The 25439-nt window shown below is 41.7% G+C and carries 22 protein-coding genes; 16 read left to right on the top strand and 6 right to left on the bottom strand.

Going from position 1 to position 25439, the window contains the following annotated elements:
- Positions 1–7: 7 nt before the first annotated feature.
- Positions 8–2422 (bottom strand): DUF4922 domain-containing protein, encoded by a 2415-nt coding sequence (locus WKU26_RS04595; RefSeq protein WP_340321074.1) that lies wholly within the window; start codon positions 2420–2422, stop codon positions 8–10.
- A gap of 364 nt (positions 2423–2786) precedes the next feature.
- Here WKU26_RS04595 and rlmN point away from each other — a divergent pair, with 364 nt between their 5' ends.
- Genes rlmN through WKU26_RS04560 form a run of 7 tightly spaced genes read left to right on the top strand, consistent with a single transcriptional unit; the run spans position 2787 to position 9904 of the window.
- Positions 2787–3836, top strand: coding sequence for a 23S rRNA (adenine(2503)-C(2))-methyltransferase RlmN (gene rlmN / locus WKU26_RS04590; protein ID WP_340321073.1), 1050 nt, complete (start codon positions 2787–2789; stop codon positions 3834–3836).
- 13 nt (positions 3837–3849) lie between these two features.
- Positions 3850–4920, top strand: a complete 1071-nt coding sequence (locus tag WKU26_RS04585) for a DUF4837 family protein (RefSeq protein ID WP_340321072.1) — start codon at positions 3850–3852, stop codon at positions 4918–4920.
- A 10-nt stretch (positions 4921–4930) separates the two neighbouring features.
- The gene (pdxA, locus tag WKU26_RS04580; RefSeq protein ID WP_340321071.1) at positions 4931–6025 is read left to right on the top strand and encodes a 4-hydroxythreonine-4-phosphate dehydrogenase PdxA; all 1095 of its coding nucleotides are present in this window, start codon (positions 4931–4933) and stop codon (positions 6023–6025) included.
- Positions 6015–7034 carry a lysylphosphatidylglycerol synthase transmembrane domain-containing protein gene (locus WKU26_RS04575; RefSeq protein WP_340321070.1) on the top strand — a complete coding sequence of 340 codons (1020 nt, stop codon included), beginning with the start codon at positions 6015–6017 and terminating at the stop codon, positions 7032–7034. The genes pdxA and WKU26_RS04575 overlap by 11 nt, the downstream gene beginning before the upstream one ends.
- A 12-nt stretch (positions 7035–7046) precedes the next feature.
- Positions 7047–7958, top strand: coding sequence for a CDP-alcohol phosphatidyltransferase family protein (locus WKU26_RS04570; RefSeq protein WP_340321069.1), 912 nt, complete (start codon positions 7047–7049; stop codon positions 7956–7958).
- A 1-nt stretch (position 7959) separates the two neighbouring features.
- Positions 7960–8673 carry an IspD/TarI family cytidylyltransferase gene (locus tag WKU26_RS04565; protein ID WP_340321068.1) on the top strand — a complete coding sequence of 238 codons (714 nt, stop codon included), beginning with the start codon at positions 7960–7962 and terminating at the stop codon, positions 8671–8673.
- Positions 8674–8701: 28 nt separating this feature from the next.
- Positions 8702–9904: a sugar MFS transporter gene (locus tag WKU26_RS04560; RefSeq protein ID WP_340321067.1), complete on the top strand. Its 1203-nt coding sequence runs from the start codon at positions 8702–8704 to the stop codon at positions 9902–9904.
- A 110-nt stretch (positions 9905–10014) separates the two neighbouring features.
- Here the strand turns inward: WKU26_RS04560 and WKU26_RS04555 are convergent, their stop codons facing one another.
- The 5 genes from WKU26_RS04555 to WKU26_RS04535 form a co-directional block, all read right to left on the bottom strand.
- Positions 10015–10911: a PfkB family carbohydrate kinase gene (locus WKU26_RS04555; RefSeq protein ID WP_340321066.1), complete on the bottom strand. Its 897-nt coding sequence runs from the start codon at positions 10909–10911 to the stop codon at positions 10015–10017.
- Between the two features lie 118 nt (positions 10912–11029).
- Positions 11030–11968 carry a phosphatase PAP2 family protein gene (locus tag WKU26_RS04550; RefSeq protein ID WP_340321065.1) on the bottom strand — a complete coding sequence of 313 codons (939 nt, stop codon included), beginning with the start codon at positions 11966–11968 and terminating at the stop codon, positions 11030–11032.
- 9 nt (positions 11969–11977) lie between these two features.
- Positions 11978–12661 (bottom strand): CDP-alcohol phosphatidyltransferase family protein, encoded by a 684-nt coding sequence (locus WKU26_RS04545; protein ID WP_269878158.1) that lies wholly within the window; start codon positions 12659–12661, stop codon positions 11978–11980.
- Complete coding sequence (locus WKU26_RS04540; RefSeq protein WP_340321127.1) at positions 12627–13106, bottom strand: GtrA family protein; 480 nt, start codon at positions 13104–13106, stop codon at positions 12627–12629. Before WKU26_RS04540 ends, WKU26_RS04545 begins: the two co-directional genes overlap by 35 nt.
- A gap of 41 nt (positions 13107–13147) precedes the next feature.
- Positions 13148–13627 carry a phosphatidylglycerophosphatase A family protein gene (locus tag WKU26_RS04535; protein ID WP_269878159.1) on the bottom strand — a complete coding sequence of 160 codons (480 nt, stop codon included), beginning with the start codon at positions 13625–13627 and terminating at the stop codon, positions 13148–13150.
- A gap of 233 nt (positions 13628–13860) precedes the next feature.
- Between WKU26_RS04535 and WKU26_RS04530 the strand changes: the two genes are divergently transcribed.
- The 9 genes from WKU26_RS04530 to secG all read left to right on the top strand — a co-directional run bounded on the left by WKU26_RS04530 (position 13861) and on the right by secG (position 25107).
- On the top strand, positions 13861–16503 hold the full coding sequence (locus WKU26_RS04530) for a DUF5686 and carboxypeptidase-like regulatory domain-containing protein (protein WP_340321064.1): 2643 nt from the start codon (positions 13861–13863) through the stop codon (positions 16501–16503).
- Between the two features lie 401 nt (positions 16504–16904).
- On the top strand, positions 16905–18245 hold the full coding sequence (locus tag WKU26_RS04525) for a TolC family protein (protein ID WP_340321063.1): 1341 nt from the start codon (positions 16905–16907) through the stop codon (positions 18243–18245).
- 35 nt (positions 18246–18280) lie between these two features.
- Positions 18281–19357 (top strand): HlyD family secretion protein, encoded by a 1077-nt coding sequence (locus tag WKU26_RS04520; protein WP_340321062.1) that lies wholly within the window; start codon positions 18281–18283, stop codon positions 19355–19357.
- A 37-nt stretch (positions 19358–19394) separates the two neighbouring features.
- Positions 19395–21056 (top strand): MFS transporter, encoded by a 1662-nt coding sequence (locus WKU26_RS04515; protein WP_340321061.1) that lies wholly within the window; start codon positions 19395–19397, stop codon positions 21054–21056.
- 126 nt (positions 21057–21182) lie between these two features.
- Positions 21183–22091 (top strand): helix-turn-helix domain-containing protein, encoded by a 909-nt coding sequence (locus WKU26_RS04510; protein ID WP_340321060.1) that lies wholly within the window; start codon positions 21183–21185, stop codon positions 22089–22091.
- A 71-nt stretch (positions 22092–22162) separates the two neighbouring features.
- A complete protein-coding gene (locus WKU26_RS04505; RefSeq protein WP_340321059.1) occupies positions 22163–23464 on the top strand; it encodes a sigma-54 interaction domain-containing protein in 1302 nt (433 codons plus the stop codon).
- Entirely contained in the window at positions 23451–23978 is a 528-nt protein-coding gene (locus WKU26_RS04500; protein ID WP_269878163.1) for an LptE family protein, read from the top strand. Before WKU26_RS04505 ends, WKU26_RS04500 begins: the two co-directional genes overlap by 14 nt.
- 1 nt (position 23979) lies before the next feature.
- Entirely contained in the window at positions 23980–24732 is a 753-nt protein-coding gene (locus WKU26_RS04495) for a tetratricopeptide repeat protein (protein ID WP_269878164.1), read from the top strand.
- Between the two features lie 3 nt (positions 24733–24735).
- Positions 24736–25107, top strand: coding sequence for a preprotein translocase subunit SecG (gene secG / locus WKU26_RS04490; RefSeq protein WP_269878165.1), 372 nt, complete (start codon positions 24736–24738; stop codon positions 25105–25107).
- Positions 25108–25439 lie beyond the last annotated feature (332 nt).

Here is a 25439-nt window from a genome sequence, read left to right as displayed (position 1 = left end):
GTGTGGTTTAATGATGTGCGACTTCTCCGAGTATCTGCCGGAGGTCTTCCAGGGTTATTTTATTAAAATCTTCTTCGCGTGGGGTTACAATGAGTCCTCCCATATCCAAGGCTCCCGGACTGACCAGAAGTTGTGCTTCTCCTTGTGCGGTATAGCAGGAAGGGCGGTGTTTGTCTCTTGGGAAATAGGCTACTGTAAATCCTCTCTGTCCGTCTTTCCATGCAAACAGATTATATCGGGGCTCACTCTCTCCTTCATGCAGCGGTAGTGTGTGCAGGTATTGCTCTATCAGAGAAGGAGGGGTAGTGTAGCTTCCTGCGGTGATGAATGCCTGAGCCGGACATACATAATCCTTGATTTGATAGCTGCGGCAGATGTTTCCATCGGCATCCGTTGCTTCTGCTGTCTGGAGAGCTGTCTTCATCAGCCGTTCCCATTGGGCAATAAACGGTATGTCTTCTTTTCGTGCTGCCTGAAAATGAAAATGATCGGGAGCAGAAGCACCGCATTGTGCCCCGTTGTAGAACAGGGCATATCCTTTGTCGAAATAGTTTTCTATCCATTCCAGCAGTCTTCCCGGAAGCTGACGTGCCGTTTTGTCTGCCAGGGTCTGTTCCTGATGGCGAAGGCTGGAAATGGTGAGATGGCCTTGCAATATAGGATACGGATTGATGCGCAGGCTGAAAGGTTCGTCGAGTTCAATGGTCAGACTGTCTTGTTCCTGTGGTTTGTTCTCCATACAAAGGAAACAGGGGCGTGCAGCAATGGAAGCCTTGTCTGTAGCAGCGCAGGTCGATACGGCACGGGCCGGATTAAACTGTATGGTAATCTGGTTGCCGTCTATTTCAAATCTGCGTGTCTGTATATTTTGTAGTGCTTCATGGTTCCGATGAGCCAGTTCCCAGGTATCCAGTTGCTGTGCAACGAAGCCGGAGCCGGCAGTGAGACCTTGTGCGGCTGCCCATGCTTTTCTATGGCTGATTTCCAGTGTACGCAGACTGTCCTTATAGGTATTGTTCTGATTTGTTTTTTCTATGCTGAGCGCTGCATCGGAATTTCCTTCCCAGCGGCGGCACAGATAGAGTACGTCGAAAATACGGCCGATGCGGTACCGGCGTGAAAATGCCAGTCCCAGTGCATAATCTTCGCCATAGCTTGTATTGGGCACCCGTATCTCTCTTAAAACGGGAGTAAAGAATGCCCGCGGTGCTCCCAGACCGTTGATGCGTAATGCATTGTTGTGTCCGTTATCGTCTGTCCACTCTTTGTGGTCGATTACCCCGGGCGGTAATGTCTGCAAGTCGAAGTTGGTCATGCGGTACGAGCCGATTACCATTGCACATTGCTCCTGATAAAACTTGTCGACGATACGTTGCAAGGTATCCGGACCGCTATAGAGGTCGTCACTATCCAGTTGTACGGCAAAGCGTCCGCACTTCGGATGATGTATACCTTGATTCCAGCAACCTCCGATACCTAAATCTGTCCGCTCGGGGATGAGGTGAATCACCCGTTTGTCTTTCTTATATTGTTCGATAATTTCGCTGGTCCCGTCGGTAGAATGGTTGTCGATGACAATCAGGTTGAACGGGAAACTGGTTTCCTGTGTCAGTACAGAACGGATGGCATCTTCGATGGTACGCACCCGGTTGCGGACCGGTATAATGACAGATGCTTCGTACTCAAACTCTCCGGCTGATAAATCTACTGTATGTTTCACAGGAGGAAGATAAGCACCAATCCGTTTCAGGTAATGCGTAAAGACTACTTCTCTTTCAATTTGCACTTGCCGGTTGCGAGGGTCTACGTAGTCGAATTGTTTTTCTCCGGACAGGCGTGTGTCTTCTTCTATTTCCGTATATAGAAATTCGTGTATATGCGTAAGGCTTGCATGCTCGGAAAGAGCAAGACGCAATGCATAGAGAGCCGAAAACTGATACTCCGGTTCCAGTGCGATACGGTGGAGTGCCTTGCGGAAACAATCGGTCTTGAACAGCAGCACGGAGCCAAAGTCGAAGTCATCGCGTACGCTGCCCGGCTGATAGTCGGCAACCGGATGAGGCTGTCGTCCGTTCTGGGTTTCCTGATAATGGTCGGCATATACCATTCCACACTCTGGAGCCGACAGATAATCGATCATTCTTTCCAAAGCCATTTCTCCCCATTGCAATATCTGTGGCTTGGTATAGATAAGCAGGTAGGGAGTAGAGGTATGGGCTGCAATCTGTGTCAGGGCAGAGGTAGAATCGAATGAACCGTATGGCAAGACACGGCAATTTTCCGGTAATGTGGTTTCCGGTATATGCAGGTTGGTAAGCAAGCAGATGTCTTTCACGTACGGACTTTCCGTGAAGTGCTTTATATTCTTATCCGACAGTTCTTTGTCCCCATATAGGAGATAGCACGTTATAGTCTGGTTCATATCTTATCAATTTATAGAAAACAAACTTACGTAAATTCTATGGAATGGCCGAATAAATGGATTGATTTTTGGGGCAGACTGTTTCTGTCTGCTTTTTTACATACTGTCTTTTGTTATTATATGCTCATCGGATGGTTTCCAGATACAGAAATGCAGAATGCATATCGAATGGTGTCGTTTCTGTAACTTGATTCTGATGTTTGTTGTCTATGTAGTTATACAATTATAAAGGGAACTTTTTGGAGGGTATATACTTTTCTAATCTTTTAATAATCATAATAGGTTGTGCTAATCTGTGTTTTTTATAAGGATATTCCACAGATTTTCGGTAACTTTGTACGCTAATATATAGATTTGAAAAGAAATGGATATGACAAAAACTCCTTTATTGGGGAAAACTCTGAACGAAATACAGGGGATTGTTTCCGATTTGGGGATGCCGAAGTTTACTGCCGGACAGATTGCTGCATGGATTTACGACAGAAAGGTGACCTCGATTGACGAAATGACAAATCTGTCGTTGAAGAACCGGGAACGCCTGAAGGAAAACTATGAAATCGGTGCTTCTGCTCCTGTACATGAAATGCGCTCGGTAGACGGTACGGTGAAATATCTTTTCCGCACTCCTGAAGGAGATTATATAGAGTCTGTGTATATTCCTGATGCGGACAGAGCTACTCTGTGTGTATCTTCGCAGGTAGGTTGCAAGATGAACTGTAAATTCTGTATGACAGGGAAGCAGGGATATACCAATAGTCTGACCGCTACACAGATATTGAATCAGATTTACTCGATTCCTGAACGCGATACATTGACTAATGTGGTGTTTATGGGAATGGGAGAACCTTTTGATAATCTGGATGCAGTACTTCGTGCACTGGAAATACTTACGGACGACTATGGGTATAAATGGAGTCCGAAACGTATTACTGTTTCTACTGTGGGACTGCGCAAAGGACTGGAACGTTTCCTGGAAGAAAGCGATTGTCATCTGGCTATCAGTCTGCATTCTCCTTTCCCGGCACAGCGAAGGGAACTGATGCCGGCAGAAAAGGCATTTTCTATTACGGAAATGGTGGAGATTTTACGCCGTTATGATTTCAGCAAGCAACGTCGTCTTTCGTTCGAATACATTGTATTCAAGGGCGTAAACGACAGTCTGATTTATGCCAAGGAGTTGATTAAACTTTTGCGTGGACTGGATTGCCGCATGAATCTGATTCGTTTCCATGCCATTCCGAATGTAGATCTGGAGGGTACCGATTCGGATTCGATGATTGCTTTCCGCGATTATCTTACACAGCATGGCCTGTTTGCGACCATTCGTGCATCGAGAGGAGAGGATATTTTTGCGGCTTGCGGAATGCTCTCTACTGCCAAACAACAGGCAGAAAAAGAAAATGAAACCATTTAATACAGAGAAAAATATGAAAAGTTTATCCTTTTATTTATGTATGGCACTGGTTGGACTGGTGCTGGCTTCTTGTAAAGAAGGAGGAAAAAGTATAATGACACCCGTATCGAGCGGACGTCCCTATGAAGTAATGGTAGTGGCAGACGACAATTGCTGGATGAGTCCGGACAGTGCTTTGTTTCATGTGCTGGATACTGATGTTCCGGGATTGCCTCAGGCTGAACGCTCTTTCCGTATTTCACGTGTACGTCCGGAGCATTTCGACCGTACGATGAGACTGTTCCGGAATATTATTATCGTAGATATTAACCCGAACACATATACGCAGACTAAATTTAAGTATACCCGTGATGCTTATTCATCTCCTCAGATGATTATGACTATTCAGGCACCTACTCAGGCTGAGTTTGCTGATTATGTATCGAAAAACGGACAGGTGATTATTGATTTTTTCACTCGTGCGGAAATGAATCGTGAAGTGAAGCAACTGGAAAAGAAACACAATCAGGTGATTTCTTCTAAAGTGGCAAGTCTTTTCGACTGTGACATCTGGATGCCGGTCGATATGCTTTCTTATAAGGAAGGCAAGGATTTCTTCTGGGCTTCTACTAATCTGAATGATATGAACTTTGTAATGTATGCATTCCCTTACAGAGATAAGAATACATTTACAAAAGAATATTTTATCCACAAACGTGACTCGGTAATGAAAATCAATCTTCCGGGTGCCAGCGAAGGTATGTATATGGAAACTGCCGATTCTATCTTTGTGGATGTACGCAATATTGCCGTAAAAGGCGATTATGCTTTCGAGGCTCGTGGCTTGTGGGAAATGCGGAATGACGCAATGGGTGGTCCTTTTGTATCACACATGCGTGTAGACCGTAACAACGGCCGGGTAATTGTGGTAGAAGGTTTTGTCTATAATCCGGGTAAGTTGAAACGCGATCAGATCCGTAAGCTGAATGCAGCGTTGTATACCTTGAAACTTCCTTCAGAAAAAGAGGTTTCTGAAATTCCGGTAGATAACTCCATTGATGAAGAGAAGGCTCAGGTAGAGACTGAACAGAATAATAACAAGTAAACAAATAGAAATGGAAGAAGGTAAGATAAGGGTAGGTATTACTCACGGAGATATAAACGGAGTGGGCTATGAGGTTATTTTAAAGACCTTTTCCGATCCGTCCATGCTGGAATTGTGTACACCTATTATCTATGGTTCACCGAAAGTAGCGGCATACCATCGTAAGACAATGGATATTCAGACTAATTTCAGTATTATCAATTCGGCTTCGGAAGCTCAGGATGGCCGGGTGAATATTGTGAACTGTATAGATGATGAATTGAAGGTGGAATTGACTCGCTCTACTCAGGAGGCTGGAAAAGCGGCTCTTTCTGCTTTGGAAGCAGGACTGGAAGAATATCGTGAAGGCTTGTTTGATGTGCTGGTTACAGCTCCGATTAACAAACATACGATTCAGTCGGATTCATTCCATTTTCCCGGACATACCGAATACATTGAAGAACGTGTGGGCGAGGGACAAAAAGCATTGATGATTCTTTTGAAAGGTGATTTCCGTATTGCATTGGTAACAGGCCATGTGCCGGTTGCAGAGATTGCAAATCATCTGACTAAGGAATTGATTATGGAAAAGATTGCTATTTTCCATCGTTCCTTGAAAAAGGATTTCGGAATAGATTGTCCGCGTATTGCTGTGCTTGCCTTGAATCCTCATGCAGGCGACGGTGGCCTGATAGGTAAGGAGGAACAGGAAATAATCATTCCTGCCATCAATGAAATGATAGCAAAAGGTATTCAGTGTTTTGGTCCTTATCCGGCTGATGGATTTATGGGAGCTGGAAATTACCGTTATTTCGACGGAGTACTGGCAATGTATCATGATCAGGGATTGGCACCGTTTAAGGCGTTGGCTATGGATGAAGGTGTAAACTTTACAGCCGGACTGCCGATTGTACGTACTTCTCCGGCACATGGTACCGCTTACGATATCGCCGGTCAGGGTATTGCTTCGGAAGATTCCTTCCGTCAGGCTATTTATGTAGCTTTGGATGTATATCGTAACCGCTGTATAGAGGAAGAAATCAGTGCGCGTCCGTTGCGTAAACAGTATTATGAGAAACGTGACGACAGCGATAAGCTGAAGTTGGACTCTATCGATGAAGAATAAATACAGAAATATATTTTTGGTGTTTGGCATAGCGGCAATAGCCGTTATGCTTTTCACTTTTGATGTGTCGTATACCGAACTGGCCGAGAGTGTACGCAGGGCTGGTCTTTGGTTTCCGGTGGTAGTCTTGCTCTGGATGCTGATTTATGTGCTGAACGCAGGTGCATGGTATATTATTATACACGATGGATTCAAAGGAGGAAAAATTCCTTTCTGGCGTGTATACAAATATACGGTAACCGGTTTTGCCCTGAACGCAACCACACCTGTGGGATTGATGGGAGGAGAGCCTTACCGCATTATGGAACTGACTCCGTACGTGGGGGTGGAAAAGGCTACATCGAGTGTGATATTGTATGTGATGATGCATATTTTCTCTCATTTCTGCTTCTGGCTTTTTTCTATCGGACTGTATGTCGTACTGCATTTTGATTATCTTACGACGGGTATGTCTGCTTTTCTTGGTCTGGCGGGGCTGTTTTGTCTCTGTGGCGTGTATTTCTTTACAAAAGGATATCGCTCGGGACTTGCCATGCGAAGCATTGGGCTGTTGCAGAAAGTACCTTTTCTGCGGAATTGGGCTACAGGCTTTGCACAGCGGAAGAAAGATGCCTTGGAACGGGTAGATGCTCAAATAGCCGAGTTGCATGGAAAGCATCGTATTACGTTCTATTCTTCACTGGGAGCGGAGTTCTTTGCAAGGGTATTTTCGTGTGCAGAGATTTATTGTATATTGCTGATTTTTACGGATACAATCAGTTACTGGGACTGTATTCTGATATTGGCATTTACTTCTCTGTTTGCCAATGCTCTTTTCTTTTCACCTATGCAGTTGGGTGCCCGTGAGGGAGGATTCGCTTTAGCTGTAGGAGGATTGGCCTTACCTTATGCTTATGGAGTATATATGGGACTGATTATGCGTGTGCGTGAACTTATCTGGATTGTTGTAGGTATCGGACTGATGAAGTTTGGTAACCGCCGGCCGGTAGAAAGTGAAGAATATAAATAGCTATAAAGTATCATGTCGTTTGAATCGTTGAAAAAAGGAATTAAGTCTACGCTGAAATCGGAGGATACAGAAGGATTTTTTGAAATTTACGTGACCCGTTCTTGTGGATATATCTGGGCTTTGTTTTTCAAAAAATTACATGTACATCCCAATGCTGTGACCATTATATCCATTGTACTGGGAGCATTGGCTGGATATATGTTTTATTTTGACGATTTGTATCATACGCTTTGGGGAATTTTCCTGCTGATATGGGCAAACTGGTACGACTGTGCCGACGGACAACTGGCAAGAATGACGGGGCAGAAAAGTCTGCTGGGACGTATCTTGGATGGATTTGCCGGTGATGTATGGTTCTTCTCTATCTATTTCTTTATTTGTTTGCGCTTGAATGAAGAATGGGGATTATGGATTTGGTTGCTGGCTGCATTTGCCGGACTGATATGTCATAGTAAGCAATGTGCACTGGCCGATTATTATCGCAATGTGCATATATTCTTTCAGAAAGGTGCCGATAAATGTGAATTGGATTCTTCTGTAGTACAGAAGGAGAAAATGAGAAAACTTTTGTGGAAAGAAGCATGGTTCGAGAAGATTTATCTCTTCTTTTATACCCGATATACTCGCAGTCAGGAGCAAATGTCGCCCGCTTGTCAGCATTTGCTGAAAGCATTAAAGACAAAATATGGAAATACTTTGCCTGTTGAGTTGCGCGAAGAATTCCGTCGTGGAAGTAAGCCGCTGATGAAATACACAAATATTCTGACTTTTGATACAAGGGCACTGGTACTCTTTGTCGTGATGCTGGTCAAAGAACCGTATCTGTATTTTGTGTTCGAAATAACAGTCTTGAATGTTCTGTTTTTCTATATGCGCTATAAACACGAGAATTTATGTAAGAATATTGAGAAAACATATTGTTGAAATGAAAAAAGAAAGGAACATAGCACTGATTATGGCTGGAGGTTCGGGCGACCGTATGGGAACTGATACTCCAAAGCAATTTGTATGTCTGGGAGGTGTTCCTGTTATTTTATATACATTGAAAGCCTTTCAAGAGCATCCGGAAATAGATGAAATTGCAGTTGTGTGTGTGCCAGGTTGGGAAGACTTTGTGCGCGAACTGGCTCAGAAATATGACATTGGCAAATTGAAACATATTTTTGTAGGGAAAAAAAGTAGCCATGAGTCAGTGCGGGCAGGAATGGAAGGATTGTGTGAAGTGTGCGATATGAAAGACATTGTACTTGTGCATGACGCGGTACGTCCTTTTATCTCTGCACAGATTATTACCGATAATATTGAGGTCTGCCGAACAAAAGGGAATGCCATAACGGCTGTATTGGATAATGAAGCGTTAATGTACAGTACAGACGGTGTGGCATCGGAAAAATATTTCCCGCGAGAAGTGATGTATAAGGCACAGACTCCTCATACTTTCAGGCTGGAAGACCTGAAAGAGGCCTATGAAGAAGCAGATGGCAAAGGAATCTGTGAGCAGTCGCTTTATACACTTATGGCAGAACTGAAACGGTATCCGCTGTATATTGCAAAGGGGCACAGACTGAATATGAAGCTGACTGTACCTGATGATATTTTGGTCTTTGAGGCCATATTATCTATAAAAACAAAACTATAATAATTATAAAACCAACAAACGTAGAAAAATGAAATCGAAAGGAACTTCATTGGTTGACAAGCAGTATATTATTCCGTTTATACTTGTAACCTCACTTTTCTTTTTATGGGGATTTGCCCATGCTATTCTGGATGTAATGAACAAGCACTTTCAGGAAGCGCTTGATATTACGAAAGCGCATTCGGCCTTTATTCAGGTAACGATGTATATGGGGTATTTTGTGATGGCAATTCCTGCAGGATTATTTATCAATCGTTTCGGATATCGAAAAGGTGTAGTGTCTGGACTTATTCTTTATGGAGTAGGAGCTTTGCTGTTTATTCCAGGGGAGTATATCGCTTCGTTTAATGCTTTTCTTTTTGCTTTGTTCGTAATCGGTTGTGGACTGGCTTTTCTGGAAACAGCAGCTAACCCCTATGTGACGGAACTGGGAGCAAAGGAAACAGCTGCAAGCCGTCTGAACTTTGCACAATCCTTCAATGGACTGGGATGTATTTGTGCACCGATATTGGTAGGATTTATGTTGTTTTCCAACGATGGACAGGAGGGAAGTGGAAGTATAGCTTTGCCTTATGTGTGCATGGGGGTAATAGTATTGCTGGTAGCAGTTATATTTTCTCGTGTGAAACTGCCGGAAATAGAACATGCAATAGAAGTGGATTCGGAAGGGCATAAGGTAAGTCTTTGGTCGCATAAACTGTTTGTATTCGGAGCTTTTGCTTTGTTTGCTTATGAAATAGGTGAGATTTCAATCAATAGTTTCTTCATCAACTACGTGGTAGAACAAAAATGGATGAGTGCCCGTGATGCCTCTTGGGTTTTATCGTTCGGTGGATTGGGACTGTTCATGGTCGGACGCTTTGTCGGCAGTTGGATTATGCGTCGGGTACGTGCAGAAAAAATGCTGTTTGTATGTGCTACAGGTGTTGTACTTACTACGTTTATTGTATTGCTCGATGTCGGCATGATTTCTTTGGTCGCCCTTCTGTGTGGTTACGCTTTTGAAGCAATTATGTTTCCTACCATATTTGCACTGTCTCTGAAAGGATTGGGAAGCCATACCAAGCGTGCTTCTTCTTTCCTGATGATGTCTCCGGTAGGGGGAGTAGTTGGTCCGTTGCTGATGGGATATGTGGCCGATCAGACTACGATGGTATGGTCGTTTGCCGTTCCTTTCTGTGCGTATGTATTTGTATGGTTCTATGCACGTAAAATGTTGTCTGTAGCCTGAGTAGTGTAAAACTCTATAAAGAAATCGCCTCTTAAAAGCTTTTTATAAACTTTTAAGAGGCGATTTCTTTATGTCTTTTTGAAAGACTGTTGTACCGGTTTATTCCGTTATTATAATACTTCCGGATGAAGATTACTGTTTTGTATGATTTGGAGAACTTCTTCTTCACTGCCGGAAAAAGGACCTGATTTTTCAATTTTCAGAGTAGACAATGCAGCAGCAAAACAGCCGGCTTCTTCATATGAAGCTCCTTTGTTTCTCATATACAGATATCCCATTACGTATGTATCTCCACAACCGGTAGCATCTACTACTTCTTTGGGTGGATAGGCTGGTATTCTGTAAAATTTACTGTCTGCATAAATCAGAGAACCGGAACTTCCCAATGTGAGCAAAACTTCTTTGACTCCCCATTCTGCCAGTCGGATAGAGGCTTGTTGATAGTCTGATAGTCCGGTCAACACTTCTGCCTCGTGTTCGTTTACTTTCAGAATATCTACATATTGCAGCATTTCTTTTTTGTTTGCCCAATCTATAGCGTGAACATTCTCTCCTCTTACTTCACGTAAATATCCTTGTGCATCGACAGAAAGTGTACCTTTTTTTGACAGATATTGAAGAACATCCAACGGAAAATCATCGGCCAACAGACTTCCCAAATGATAGAAACGGGCTTCTTCTCCTTCGAGGCCTTCTACTGTGAACGGATCGGCTTTAGCCAATACGCGTTGGGTACGGTTGTCCTGGTTTTCACCGTATGCATTTTCGAAATATACAGTATGCTTGCTGGGAAGCACTTTTACTTCTACTCCTTTGCTGCGAAGCTCTTCTACCGAAGCCATTTCGCTTGGTGCCAGCGCTGTTATCAGTTTATAATTTTGGCTGTTCTGTAGGTGACGGATTCCATGAGAAAAATAGTAGGCCGTTCCTCCAGGCATGTACGTAGTTTGTTTCGGAGTAATTATCTTGTCTAAAGTGATGTGTCCGATGCAACAAATATCATTCATTGGCGTAAAGTCTAAAAATTTGCCCGCAAAGGTAGACAATTTTTTAGACTTTTAAGAGATGTATGTTTGTCGTTTTATCTCATTTTATGGCAAATTTCTCATTTACAGGCTGATTTTATCAGTTAATGTAGTGAGTATATCTGTCAATGAAGCGTGAAAATGCAGGAATTCTCATCAATCCATATTCGAAAACCACGATACCGATGATGGCACATGAGGCGCCGAGTATGGCATCTATAATGTAATGATGTCCGGAATAAACGGCAGTAAACCAAATGCCAATCATAATGAAGGCAAAGATACCTCGTAGCCAGTTGCTGCATCTAGCCTTCAGTGAGTAATAAAAAGCTATTACCATATAGGCCGAGTGGAGTGAAGGAACTGCTGCAAACACATTTGAGTTTCGGGCATAGAGACTGTCGAATATAGAGAGTCCCGTCATTGCATCAAAACGTCCCAGTCCGGCTACATCGCCGGGAGTATTCAGTATGACTTCGAATCCGTATTTCATCACATACCAGGGTGGGGCTGCAGGGTGAATGTAATATCCTGCAAAACCGATAAGATTGACAAATAGAAAGACCAAAGCAAAGCGAAGGTATATGGCACGTTGTTTGGCAAAATAAAGTCCTAATCCGAATAGAATAGGTACGGGTACCCAGCACAGATAGAATATACCGGCCATAAAATCCATTGCAGGACAGTTGTGAATATTAAAATATTCGTTGGGGGTGAGTATACCTTCAGTGGCTGTAGCAATACCAAACAGGCTTTTTTCTGCTTCATAAAGTCCCTGTACATCAATAGGGTTTACTTCGTAGTTGGGAATAATGCGCATCCAGTCGTATGAAATGCCGAATATGGCAAAAGGAAGGAGAGCTACTACGAGTTTACGTGTAACGGAGCTGACAAGGAAAAGGGCAGCTATCAGTATTCCCATTCCGATGTGTTCCGGACGTATCCCCACAAATAAAGCCGTTACAAGCATCCAGGCTGCCAGAGACAAGACAAGCGTCAGGCTTTCCCTTGCAGTAGGTTTATTGTATAATGTATTCATCGGTTGGACTTATTTCTTGATTAACTGACGGCGGCTGTATTCGATACGCGCAAAAGCTGTTACGTTGGCAAAGATGGCAATGAATCCCATCGGTACGATAAGGATAAGCATTGGGTCAAAAGACAAATCGGATGCTGTATGCGCTGTGATTCCACAAGCCAGTAGTCCGATGCAAGTCAGTACTACACGTTCCGGACGCTGCATGAATCCGATTTTGCATTCCAGTCCCAGACCTTCTGCACGAGCTCGTACATAGCTTACCATCAATGAGCCGATAAGAGCAGCAAAAGTAATCACTGCACCTGCCAGTTGCTGATGTCCGAACAGGCAGAAAATAATACCACCCAATGTGACCAGTTCGCTGTAACGGTCGAGTACAGAGTCGTACATTGCTCCAAACGTAGAAGCCATGTTTCCTATACGTGCTACCTGGCCGTCCATCATATCAAACAAAGAAGATAATAAAATAATACCTCCAGCCCATCCTATGCAGGTAAAAGGCTCTTGTTCCGGGTGTGCACCGGCGTAGATAAGTATGCAGGCACCGGCCAGATTACCGAGAAATCCTATTGTTGTAACTACATTAGGAGTAATTCCTATCTTAATCATTCCATGAATAAGAGGATTGATGATTTTGTAGATGAGTTGCTGCAAGGCATCACGCATCTTTTTTGCTTGTTTTTTTATTTCCATATTTTATTCGTTTTATTTTATTCTTCAGTAATCTGTTGATGTGTGCATTTTTGAATACAAAAGTCCGATGCAAATTATAATTCCAAAGTACAGCTACCATTACTGCTGCAATAACTTTGGATAAAATGAAGGCTGTGGAAGAATTAAGTTGGATAAAGCCACTCTGCATGAGCAGGAATTCGGTAAGCAGGTAAGTTCCCCATAAATTTAGTCCGATGCTGCCAATCCATACCAATATATATTTGAATAAGACATTTGCCGGACTGCAGTCGTCGGTCCGGAATGTCCATTTGTAGTTAATGATACAATTAACCAGTCCGCCTGTTATTGAACCGATGAGTGTGGCATATACATAATACATTCCAAAAAACTGATTCAACAGAATAGACAACAGAAAATCTGTTACTGTAGCAATTTGTGCAGACAACTGTGCCCGCATAAACATGAATAGTCCTTTCCCTTGTCGGAATGATGTCAGTATATCTTTCACGCGAAACAGAGTCTGTATAAATAAATTACAATAAAACCATATATTCCGGCCAGAATATCATCGGCCATGATTCCGAATCCGGAAGGCAAGCTTTCCATTTTTCTTACTCCAAGCGGTTTCACTATATCGAAAAAGCGGAACAATACGAATGCGGCCAGCATATATCCCCAATGAGCACCTTCCGGTACAGCCAGCAAGGCAATCCATGTGCCTACCATCTCGTCTACAACAACCCGTGACGGATCCTCTCCCCAATATTTTTCGACTACACTGGAAGACCATACTCCGGCAAAAGTAAATACCACAATTACAATAAAAGTAAGTACAGGGATGGAGATACAGTGGCTGAAGAGGAGGGAATATCCCCACCAAATGAGCATGGCAAGCAGAGCTCCGGCTGTTCCCGGTGCTATTGGACTGTATCCTGAACCAAATCCTGTTGCTATAAAATTATGGAATAAAGGCGCTTTTGGCATATTCTCTAATATCTTATGAATTTTAATTTGTCTCTTTTTACAATTCGATTGAGCCTACAAAAGTACACTTTTTATTTTAAATGCAATTTCTAAAAATCTAAATTAATAATGGTTAATACTACATAAAAGACGGTCTATTTGTCATTTTTCGGGGTGTTGGATTTGTCTAAAAGAATTAAGAGCAGTAATTTCGCTTCGTTTTTCAAATATAAAGGGTAAAAAAGATTGTTTGTATGATAAAACGATTATTCCTGTTTGTGATAATGGCATGTGTCTGGACGCTTAATGTGTGGTCTCAGATACACGGTGTTGTTATAGATTCGGATACAGGAGATCCTATTCCTTATTTAAATGTGTATTATGACGGGAAAGGAGTGGGAACAATAACCGATATTGACGGTAAATATTCGATTGACTATCGTCCGGGATGGACCAATTTGACTTTTTCAATGGTAGGATATACTACACGGGTAGAAAAAGTGTCTTCCAAAACGCGTGAATTGAATGTAAGCATGCGTTCTGATTTAGTGCTTGATGAAGTCGTTGTGAAGCCCAAAAAGGAAAAATATTCCCGTAAGAATAATCCGGCAGTAGAATTGATGAAGAAAGTGATTTCCTCCAAGCAGCGTACCAGCTTGGAGAAGAATGACTTTTACAGTTATAATAAGTATCAGAAGATTACTCTTGCAGTCAATAACATTACTGCCGACTCCTTGCGCGAGTCATTCCTTTTCAAGAAATATCCGTTCTTTAGAGATCAGGTAGAATTGTGCGAAATGACGGGAAAGAATATTCTTCCTGTGTCGGTTGATGAAACGGTTTCACAGAAGGTATACCGTAAGGAACCGCATGCAGAGAAGACTATTATTCAAGGGATTAATTCTTCAGGTATCAATGAACTTTTCAGTACGGGAGATATGCTGACTACTGTACTGAAAGATGTATTTCAGGATATTGATATTTATGAAGACCGTTTCCGTTTCTTGCAGTATCCGTTCGACAGTCCGGTATCTGAAGCAGGTATCGACTTCTATAAGTTCTATATCATGGATACGGTGTATGTAGAGAAAGAACGCTGTTTCCATCTTACATTTGTGCCCAATAACTCCCGTGACTTTGGCTTTACAGGACATTTGTATATCCTGGCCGACTCTACCTACCGGGTGAAAGAGTGTACGTTGAATCTTCCGAAGAAGACCGACATCAACTTTGTGGATAATATGATTATAGACCAGAAGTTTGGTGAACTTCCTACCGGCGAATGGGCCCTGATGGAAGACGATATGCTGTGTGAATTGTCTTATCTGAAAAAGGTACTGGGCTCGTATCAGGTAAGGCGAACGACGCGTTATTTCGATTTTAGTTTTGAACCCATACCCGAAAAGATATTCAAACGGAAAGGCAGTGAGGTGAAAGACGTCAATGCCATGATGCGGGATGACGCGTACTGGAACCAGTATCGTCAGGAGGAACTGAGCAAATCGGAAAGTAAGATGGGCTCGTTTGTGGATAATCTGACAAAAATAAAAGGATTCAAGTATATCATGTTTGGTTTGAAGGCGCTGATTGAGAACTTTGTGGAAACCGGCTCACCCAAGCATCCGAGTAAAGTGGATATCGGACCTATCAACACCATGATTACGAGCAACTATATCGATGGACTCCGTTTGCGTGCATCGGCACAGACTACGGCCAATCTGCATCCTCATCTCTTCCTGAAGGGATATTATGCGTATGGTTTCAAGGACCGGAAATCGAAATATATGGGTGAGGTGGAGTATTCTTTCAATAAAAAAGAATATTTGCCCCGCGAATATCCGAAAAACTCACTGACATTTACCTATCAGTATGATAATATGTTGCCTTCCGACAAATATATCAATACCGATAAGGATAACGTGTTTACTTCGCTGAAAGTGTCTACGGTAGACCAGTATAACTATGAGCGCAGAGCGATTGTGAAGTACGAACTGGAAAAAGAATCGGGATTGAAGACTACCGTTACGTTGAAACATGCAAACTACGAACCTTGCGGTATGCTGTTTTATCGTACTAATGCCGGAGAAAACCAGTTGCAGGAAGCTATTGCTGCCGGTGAACTGACCGGAACGGAATGGGTAAAATCTCCTTTCAATGTACACGATATTACGGTATCCGAAGCAACTTTGGCATTCCGCTATGCACCGGGAGAAACCTTTGTGAATACCAAGCAGCGCCGTTTGCCTGTCAATCTGGATGCACCGGTATTTACTTTGCAGCACACGCTGGCTTTGAAGGGAGTATTGAGAGGTGATTATACCTACAATGTGACAGAGGCTGGTTTCTACAAGCGTTTCTGGATGAGTTCATGGGGACATGTAGATGCTCGCTTGAAGGCGGGTATCCAGTGGAATAAAGTTCCGTTCCCTCTGCTGATTATGCCGGCAGCCAACTTATCGTACATCATTCAGGATGAAACTTTCAACTTGATTAACAACATGGAGTTCCTGAACGACCGCTATGCTTCTTTGGATATTTCTTGGAATATGCAGGGTAAGCTGTTCAACCGTATTCCTTTGCTGAACAGACTGAAATGGCGTGAGTTTATCGGGGTGAAATGTTTATGGGGACAGCTGACGGATAAAAACAATCCGTTCCTTGAACAGAACCGTAACGACAATGAACTGATGATGTTCCCCGGACATTATGACCGTACAGGGCATTATAATTACTCCAGCAGTGTGATGGATCCTAAGGTTCCTTATGTGGAAGTAACAGCCGGTATTCATAATATCTTTAAATTGCTTCACGTGGAATATGTACGTCGTTTGAATTACAACCATTTGCCTACAGCCAATAAATGGGGTATTCGTTTCATGATACGTACAGTATTCTGATTTTATAGATTTCTTTATTGTAAGGAGAACCAGTCGTTTTTCGATCTCGTCCGCTTATGACGAGAAGAGGAAAGCGACTGGCTTTTTTTTATATATAAGAGTCGTTTTTGTTCGTAATAAGCGTATACGATGCCTTTTATATGGTATAAACAACGTCGTCGTCTGTACAGGCGCTGTCGTTGGCTGTATAACCGACGTCGTCGGCTATAGAGTCGACGACGTCGGTTGAATTCTTCTTTCGTTATAGGGAAATGCTATTTGCAGTCTTTGTGCAAATTGTATATAGGAGAGTATTGATAAAAAGATTAGAAAAGGAAAATATGAACAATCCTCCATCGTTTATGAATAATATTGTATATCCTTAACTGTCTATCTTTGTTTCAGATTAAGAAGCAATAAAAATGAAACAGTTAGTAGTTATTTTTACTTTTATTCTATGCCCTTTTCTTGGAGGAAAAGCACAGAATGTATTGACCCTGGAAGAATGTCTTCGCCTGGGAATTGAGAACAATCTTTTGTTGGAAAGCAGCCGTAATGAAATACGCAAGGGTAAATATACCTTAAGTGAAAATCGTGCACGACTGCTGCCTCAATTGAACGGTGTGGCGGGATTTAATGATAATTTTAATCCTCCCGTTTCTGTAACCGACGGTTCTGCTTATGGTAATCCTTACAATGTAACCAAAACGTTGCAGTACAATGCCTCTGTCGGTATTCAGTTGCAGATGCCTTTGTATAACCAAACCATGTATACGGCTTTAGATATAGCCCGTACCATGGATGAACTGAATCATCTCTCGTATGGTAAAGCACGTGAAGATTTGATTTTGCAGATTACCAAAATGTATTATCTGGGGCAGAATACTGCAGAACAGATTGCATTGATAGAAGAGAATATTGCCAGATTAAAAGAACTGAGAGACATAACGCAGGCCTTTTATGATAATGGTATGGCAATGGAAGTAGATGTGAAGCGTGTCAATATTAATCTGGAAAATCAGCAGGTACAATACGACAATGCCAAGGCAATGCTTACTCAGCAATTGAATCTTCTGAAGTATGTTATCGATTATCCATTTGATAAAGATATTGTGCTGGTTCCGGTAGATACTGAAAATATTATAAATGTATCTTTAACCGGATTGGATCTTAATCAGTATGAACTTCGTTTGTTGCAGTCGAAAGAAAAACTGGCGGAGCAGCAGAGAAAGCTTACTACGCAAGGATATATACCCTCTCTTTCGCTCACCGGAAGTTGGATGTATTCGGCTTATACCGATAAGGCACGCAACTGGTTTCATTCCGGACCTTCCAATCGTTGGTATCAGTCTAGTGGCATTGGTCTTACACTGCGTATTCCTATTTTTGACGGATTGGAAAAACGCTCAAAAGTCAGAAAAGCAAAAATTGAGGTGGAAAACGTAAAACTGATGTATGAAAATACATTGAAGAATATGCAGACGCAATATTTCAATGCAACGAACGAACTGATGAACAGTCAGCGTAATTTCAGAAAGCAGAAAGACAACTATATGCTGGCGCAAGATGTATATCAGGTTACTACTGACCGGTATCGGGAAGGAATAGCTTCAATGACAGAGGTGTTGCAGGATGAAATGAGGATGAGTGAAGCACAGAATAATTACATCAGTGCACATTATAATTATCGGGTAACTAATCTCACTCTACTGAAACTCACCGGACAAATAGAAAGTCTGCTGGATCATCGCTCAGCTTATTAATCAATATTATTTCAAACATTAAATAGATACGAATTATGGAAACAACAAATAATACTTTGGAAAAAAAGGCAACACAACTAAAAAAACAACGTCGTTCGAGAATGATGGCAAGTGTCGTAGGAATTGCTTTATTAGTATGGGCTCTGATAGAGGTAATCTGCCTTTTCCTTGACTATAAGTATACAGAAACCAGTAATGATGCACAGGTAGAACAATATATCTCTCCGGTCAATTTACGTGCTTCCGGATACATCAGGAAGATTTATTTTACAGAACATCAGACTGTAAAAAAAGGAGATACGCTGTTGGTTCTTGACGATCGTGAGTATCGCATCCGTGTGATGGAAGCGGAAGCTGCATTGAAGGACGCAATGGCAGGAGCCACTGTGATTGATGCTACACTCCAGACGACACAGAATTCGGCATCGGTATTCGAAGCTTCGATTGCAGAAGTGGAAATCAGACTGGCAAAACTTGACAAAGATCGTCAGCGTTACGAAAATCTGTTGGAAAGAAATGCCGCAACTCCTATTCAGTTGGAGCAGATTGAAACAGAATATGAAGCCACAAGGAAGAAGTTGGAGGGATTGAAGCGTCAGCAGAAAGCTGCTAAATCGGGAATAAATGAGGTTTCTAATCGCCGTGAAAGTACTGCTGCCGCTATTCAGCGTGCACAGGCTGCGCTGGAAATGGCTAAACTGAATCTGTCGTATACGGTTGTAGTGGCTCCTTGCGATGGAAAGTTGGGCAGACGTGCTTTGGAAGAGGGGCAGTATATTGGAGCCGGACAGACGATAACTTATATCCTTCCGGATACTGGAAAATGGATTGTTGCCAACTATAAAGAAACGCAGGTGGAAAACCTGACTATTGGGCAAGAAGTGCGGATTACGGTTGATGCAATCAGTGATAAGGAGTTCACGGGACGGATTACAGCTATTTCAGGAGCTACAGGGGCAAAATACTCATTGGTTCCAACAGATAATTCGGCCGGAAATTTTGTGAAGATACAGCAGCGGATACCGGTGCGCATTGATTTTATTGATTTGTCTGAAGACGATAACGAACGTCTGGTTGCAGGTATGATGGCTGTGGTAAAGGCTAAATTATAGTCTGTGAAATAAATCGTGTCATTAAAAAAATTGAGTTATGGCTTCATGTCCTCGGAATTATCCGTTTTATAACTGGGTACCTAAACCTGTCGGTATACTGATACTTATATTGCTGTTTATTCCTATTCTTACAACAAGTGGAGTGTATACAGCCAATAGTACCGAGATGTTCAGTGGGTTGGGTATTCTTTCAGAGCATATTCAGTATATAGGTTTTCTTACTTCTATCGGGATGGCCGCTTTTTGTCCTTTCTTTTACGATCTGGTATGTATCCGGAGAGAGAAACTGATGTGTGTGGTAGGCTTTGCTATCCTTTGTGTCTTGAGTTGGGTTTGTGCACAGACAGATAGTCTTATTGTACTGGGGGTGAGTAGTGTGTTGATGGGATTTTTACGTATGGTACTGATGATGGTGAACTTGTTTACCCTGATAAAATATGCATTTGGTATGGAAGCTACCCGTAATATTACTCCAGGCAACGACCCTTGCGATGAAAAAGGCTGGGACAGACTGGATGCGGAAAAAAGTGTAAGCCAGCCTCTCATTTATGTATTCTTTATGATTTTGGGGCAAATCGGTACATCGCTTACGGCATGGCTTGCTTATGAGTATGAATGGCAATATGTGTATTATTTCATGATTGGTTCTATATTGCTGTCTATGTTGGTTTTGCTGCTTACCATGCCGTGGCATCTGTACGACGGGCATCGGATACCTGTCAATTTTCGTAAATTTGGCAATGTGGTAGTATTCTGTGTGATGTGTGCTGCTGCAATTTATGTAATGGTATATGGAAAAGTGCTCGATTGGTACGATAGCCCTTCTATTCAGGTTGCTACGGTTGTGGCAATTGTTTTTGCCGGCTGGTTTGTATATATGGAGAAAACACAGGATTCACCTTATTTCCTGTTGGAGATATTCAAACTTCGTACCATCCGTATGGGAGTATTGCTCTTTTTCTTGCTTATGGTATTTAACTCCAGTGCTATGTTTGTCAATGTGTTTGCTGGAGTAGGTATGAAGATTGATAATTGGCAGAATGCTTCTTTGTCAAATTGGAGTATGTTGGGGTATATAGTAGGGTGTATCATTGCTCTCATTCTGGTAAAAAAGGGTGTACATCTGAAATATATATTTGCACTGGGATTTGTCTTGATAGGTTGTTCTGCGTTGTTTATGTATTTTGAAGTACAGACTTATGGACTTTATGAACGGATGAAATATCCGGTTATCATACGGTCTGTTGGAATGGTGCTTCTTTATTCTCTTACTGCTGTGCATGCTAATCAGCGGATGCCTTACAAATATCTGTCTACATGGATTTGTGTGATGCTTACGGTACGTATGGCTATCGGACCGGGTGCAGGCAGCTCGCTTTATACTAATATACTGCAGCATCGTCAACAATATTATATTACCAGTCTTGCACAGGATAGAGACTTGATGAACCCTGAAATAGCTACATCGTATGTACAAACTCTGCAAGGAATGAAATATCAGGGCAAGAGTGAGGTGGAATCTCAAAGCATGGCTGCACTTTCTGCTAAGGGAAAAGTACAGGTGCAGGCTACATTGTCTGCATTGAAGGAAATGGCAGGATGGACCTTTTATGGGTGTATAGGTGCGGCATTTCTGATGGTATTGATTCCTTGGAAGAAACGTAAATTAAGCGTCAGTGGGGAACTTAATGCTTCTTAATCTATTCTTTTCGGCGGAAAAGATTTACAATATATGGGTTCCCCCTGACGTTTTTATTCTCTTTATTTTCTTCTGATAAAGGAAAAGTATACTTTCGTAGTGTAAATTATCTTTATTCAGATTAATATGAAAGGGAAAGAAGAACGTTTGGAAAAATTGGATAAAGCGTTGGCAACTAATTGTGACATCTGTAGTTCGGAAGGCACTTTGTGTATGTTTCCAAGTTTTCTGCTGAAGCCATTTATTTTAAAGCATATTGGGTTGATATTGTGTGAACGTGGTAATTTTACTTTCACTATCAATAAAAAGACTTTTTCGGCTCATGAGGGAGAGTGTGTCTTTCTTTCAGAAGGAGCTGATTTTTGTATAAGTGAATATAGTGAAGATTTGGCTATAAATCTTTTCTTTTATCGTATCGATCCTATTCGCGATATTTTGGGTAGCTCTATAATGGCTATGTATCTATATATGACTTATACTCCCGAACCTTGTTATGTATGGACTACAGGAGAGGAAGAGGACTTTTTACACTATTTTTCTTTGTTGAACAATAAGCCGCACGATTCGCTCAGTCCATTCGACCATTATGAACATAAACTGTTGTTATTGGCTCTTACTTATAGATTGTGTGCAGTGTACAGTCGCCGTATCATGGGGGATAATAAAGTAAATGGACATAAGATTGATACTTTTATTAAATTGATACATCTGGTGGAGATGTATTATATGGAAGAAAGAGGAGTAGCTTTCTATGCAGACAAGCTTTGTTTATCGCCTAAATATTTATCGGCGTTGGTAAAATCGATTTGTGGATATACTGTGCAGGAACTGGTATTTAGGGCTATTATACGCAAAAGTATCTTTTGGCTAAGAAACACATCTAAACCGATACAGGAGATAGCCGATGAATTGAATTTTCCGAATGCTTCTGCTTTTGGTACATTTTTTAAAAAACAGGTAGGTTTATCTCCTTTTTACTATCGTTGTAAGGAAGAAGGAAGTAGTCGGGGGCTTAAAGGGAGTGATGAAGAGTGAAAATCTATGCGGATTTATGCCTTTAGAGTTCGATTATTTTTGTATTTTTGCTGTCTATTGGAAGAGAATTTATGGTTAAATCGGAAATACAGAATATAAAGTTGCGCTTCGGGATTATCGGTAACTCTGAGGGATTGAACCGGGCTATTGATATCGCGATGCAAGTGGCTCCTACCGACTTGTCTGTACTGGTTACGGGAGAAAGTGGAGTCGGTAAGGAAAGCTTTCCGCAAATTATCCATCAGTTTAGCCGTCGTAAACATGGGCCTTATATTGCTGTGAACTGTGGTGCAATTCCGGAGGGAACTATCGACTCTGAGCTGTTTGGGCATGAGAAAGGTGCATTTACAGGGGCTATCAGCGACCGGAATGGATACTTTGCCGAAGCAAATGGTGGAACAATCTTTTTGGATGAAGTGGGTGAGTTGCCTTTGTCTACTCAGGCTCGTTTGCTTCGTGTGCTGGAGTCGGGTGAATACATTAAGGTTGGTTCCTCAAAGGTACAGAAAACAGATGTACGGATTGTAGCTGCTACGAATGTAGACTTTGCTACAGCTATAGCCGAAGGACGTTTTCGTGAGGATTTGTATTATCGTTTGAATACAGTGCCAATCAAGGTTCCTCCCTTACGTGAACGCGCGGATGATATTGCGCTGTTGTTTCGTAAGTTTGCATCCGATTTTGCAGAGAAATATCGTATGCCTGCCATTCAGTTGACGGAAGATGCCAGACGGATGTTGGTCTCTTATTCCTGGCCGGGTAATATCCGACAGCTTAAAAATATTACAGAACAGATTTCTATCATTGAAACAAATCGGGATATCAGTGCAGATATTCTGCAACAGTATCTTCCTGCACAAAATGTATCCCGTCTTCCGGCTTTGTTTGGAGGTAAAGCTGCAACATCGCAGAAAAGCTTTGAAAGTGAACGTGAAATCTTGTATCAGGTATTGTTTGATATGCGTCGTGACGTGACGGAACTCAAGAAACTGGTGCACGATATTATGTCGGAGCGGGCAGGGGCACAGGTCAGCCATCCTGCACAGACTTCTTCTGTACAGTATATTCAGGAGGCACCTGTAAGCATGATGCCTGAAACGCCTGTTGTAATGACTCCTGTACCTGTGGTAAAGACATCGGTGCCTTTGGTCAATAATTATCCGGTAAACAGAACAGAAACTCCTGTAGAGGAACCCGATGTGCAGGATACTGAAGAATATATAGAAGAAAATTTATCACTGGATGAAGTGGAAAAAGAGATGATTCGTAAAGCTTTGGAGCGTCATCATGGTAAAAGAAAAAATGCTGCAAAGGATTTGAAGATCTCTGAACGTACCCTTTATCGTAAAATCAAAGAATATGGTCTCGATTAAGAAATATTGGAAAATACTGTCTTCGTTTGTACTTGTTTCCTGTGTATTGGTAGCATGTACGGTTTCGTATAAATTCAATGGCTCATCTATTAACTACGATAAGGTGAAAACCATTTCGTTCGAAAACTTTCCTAACCGTTCGGCTGCTTTCGTATGGGGACCGATGGAGTCTATGTTTAACGTAGCTCTTCAGGATAAGTTTATGCAGCAGACTCGTCTGAAACAGGTTCGTCAGGGAGGAGATTTGGAACTTTCGGGTGAGATTACCAATTACGATGCTTACAATAAAGGTATCGGTTCGGATGGTTATTCTACCATGGCCGAATTGCGTATGACAGTGAATGTACGTTTTGTCAATAATACAAACCATACAGAAGACTTTGAACAGCAGTTTTCTGCCAGTCGTGAGTATAATGCCAGTCAGCAGCTTTCAGCCGTACAGGAGGAATATGTAAGTCAGATGATTGATGAAATTGTAGAACAGATATTCAATGCAACTGTAGCTAATTGGTAATATGATACAACAGCGTTTGCAGGAATGGATTGCACATCCGGAACTTTTGGATAGAGAGAGTCTGGGCGAACTGAGAGGTTTGTTGGCACGCTATCCGTATTTTCAGACTGCGCGTTTGCTCTATCTGAAAAACTTGTTTCTTCTGCAAGATCCGGATTTTAAAACCGAATTGCAAAAAAGTGCTTTATATGTAGCCGACTTGAGTTTGCTGTTTTATTATATAGAAGGAGAACGCTTTGTAATTGGTAAGCATGGTGAAAAAACAGCAGAGAAAAATGCTGAAAGTACGGATCGAACTTTAGACTTGATCGACCGTTTTTTGTCGGAACTTCCGGCACAGACAGCTAAAGAGCTTTCAATACCTCAGGAAGTGAGTATTGATTATACTTCTATTTTGCTTCAGGAGGATGCTCAACCGGAAGTGACAGTTCCTTTGAAGAATCAGGAGCTGATAGATGATTTTATAGAAAAGCAGAATCTTCAATCGTCTGTAGATGAACATCCTGACTCGGAACAAACTGTGGATTTGGAAGAAGAAACAGAGGATACTGAACCTGAAAAGGTAGAGGGAGAGGAGTTGGATGAAAGCTATTTTACAGAAACTTTGGCTAAAATTTATGTGAAACAGCATAGATACGATAAAGCATTGGAAATTATTGAAAAATTAAATTTGAAATATCCGAAAAAAAACATTTACTTTGCAGACCAAATTAGATTTTTACAAAAATTGATTATTAACGCTAAATCAAAATAGAAAATGTATTACTTATTAATTGGATTGATTGTACTTGCAGCTGTACTGATGTGCTTTGTAGTATTGGTACAAAATTCTAAGGGAGGAGGTCTTTCTTCTAGTTTTGCTGCTTCAAATCAGATTATGGGAGTTCGTAAGACTACAGAATTTATTGAAAAGTTGACTTGGGGATTGGCTATTTTCATGGTAGTGTTAAGTATTGCTACCTCTTATCTTGTTCCTACTACAGTAGAATCTTCTTCTGTGATTATGGAACAGGCTATAGAAGAACAGAAAACAAATCCGTTGAATGCTCCGGCTGGATTTGCTGCTCCTCAGCAAGACGCAACTGATGCACCTGTAGCACCTGCTGCAAAGGACTCTGCTGCTAACTAATAATATAATCATATAGTGCAAGCGCGGTTTCTCTTTATTTATTGAAGAGGGATCGCGTTTTCTGTTTATATTATATAGATTACATCGTAAATGTATATAGCTTCTATATCTATTTGTGCGGAGGCTATGGTTTAATGCGTTGGGATGTAAAAAGGATTGTAAGGAGTTTGTAACTGAAAGTTTTGTTTGACATTGAAGCAATAGTATTGGATAGATAAAGTTATATAGGGACATTCAGTGAATAATAAAAAATTAGCCAACTAATTCGCAATACTTTGTGTATGAATTAGTTGGCTGATTTTATACTATTTACTGAATCTCCCCTCTTCATA

The organism is Phocaeicola sp. HCN-40430 (assembly GCF_037890285.1).
Classification (GTDB): Bacteria; Bacteroidota; Bacteroidia; order Bacteroidales; family Bacteroidaceae; genus Phocaeicola; species Phocaeicola acetigenes.
This window is presented reverse-complemented; position numbering and strand designations above follow the sequence as displayed.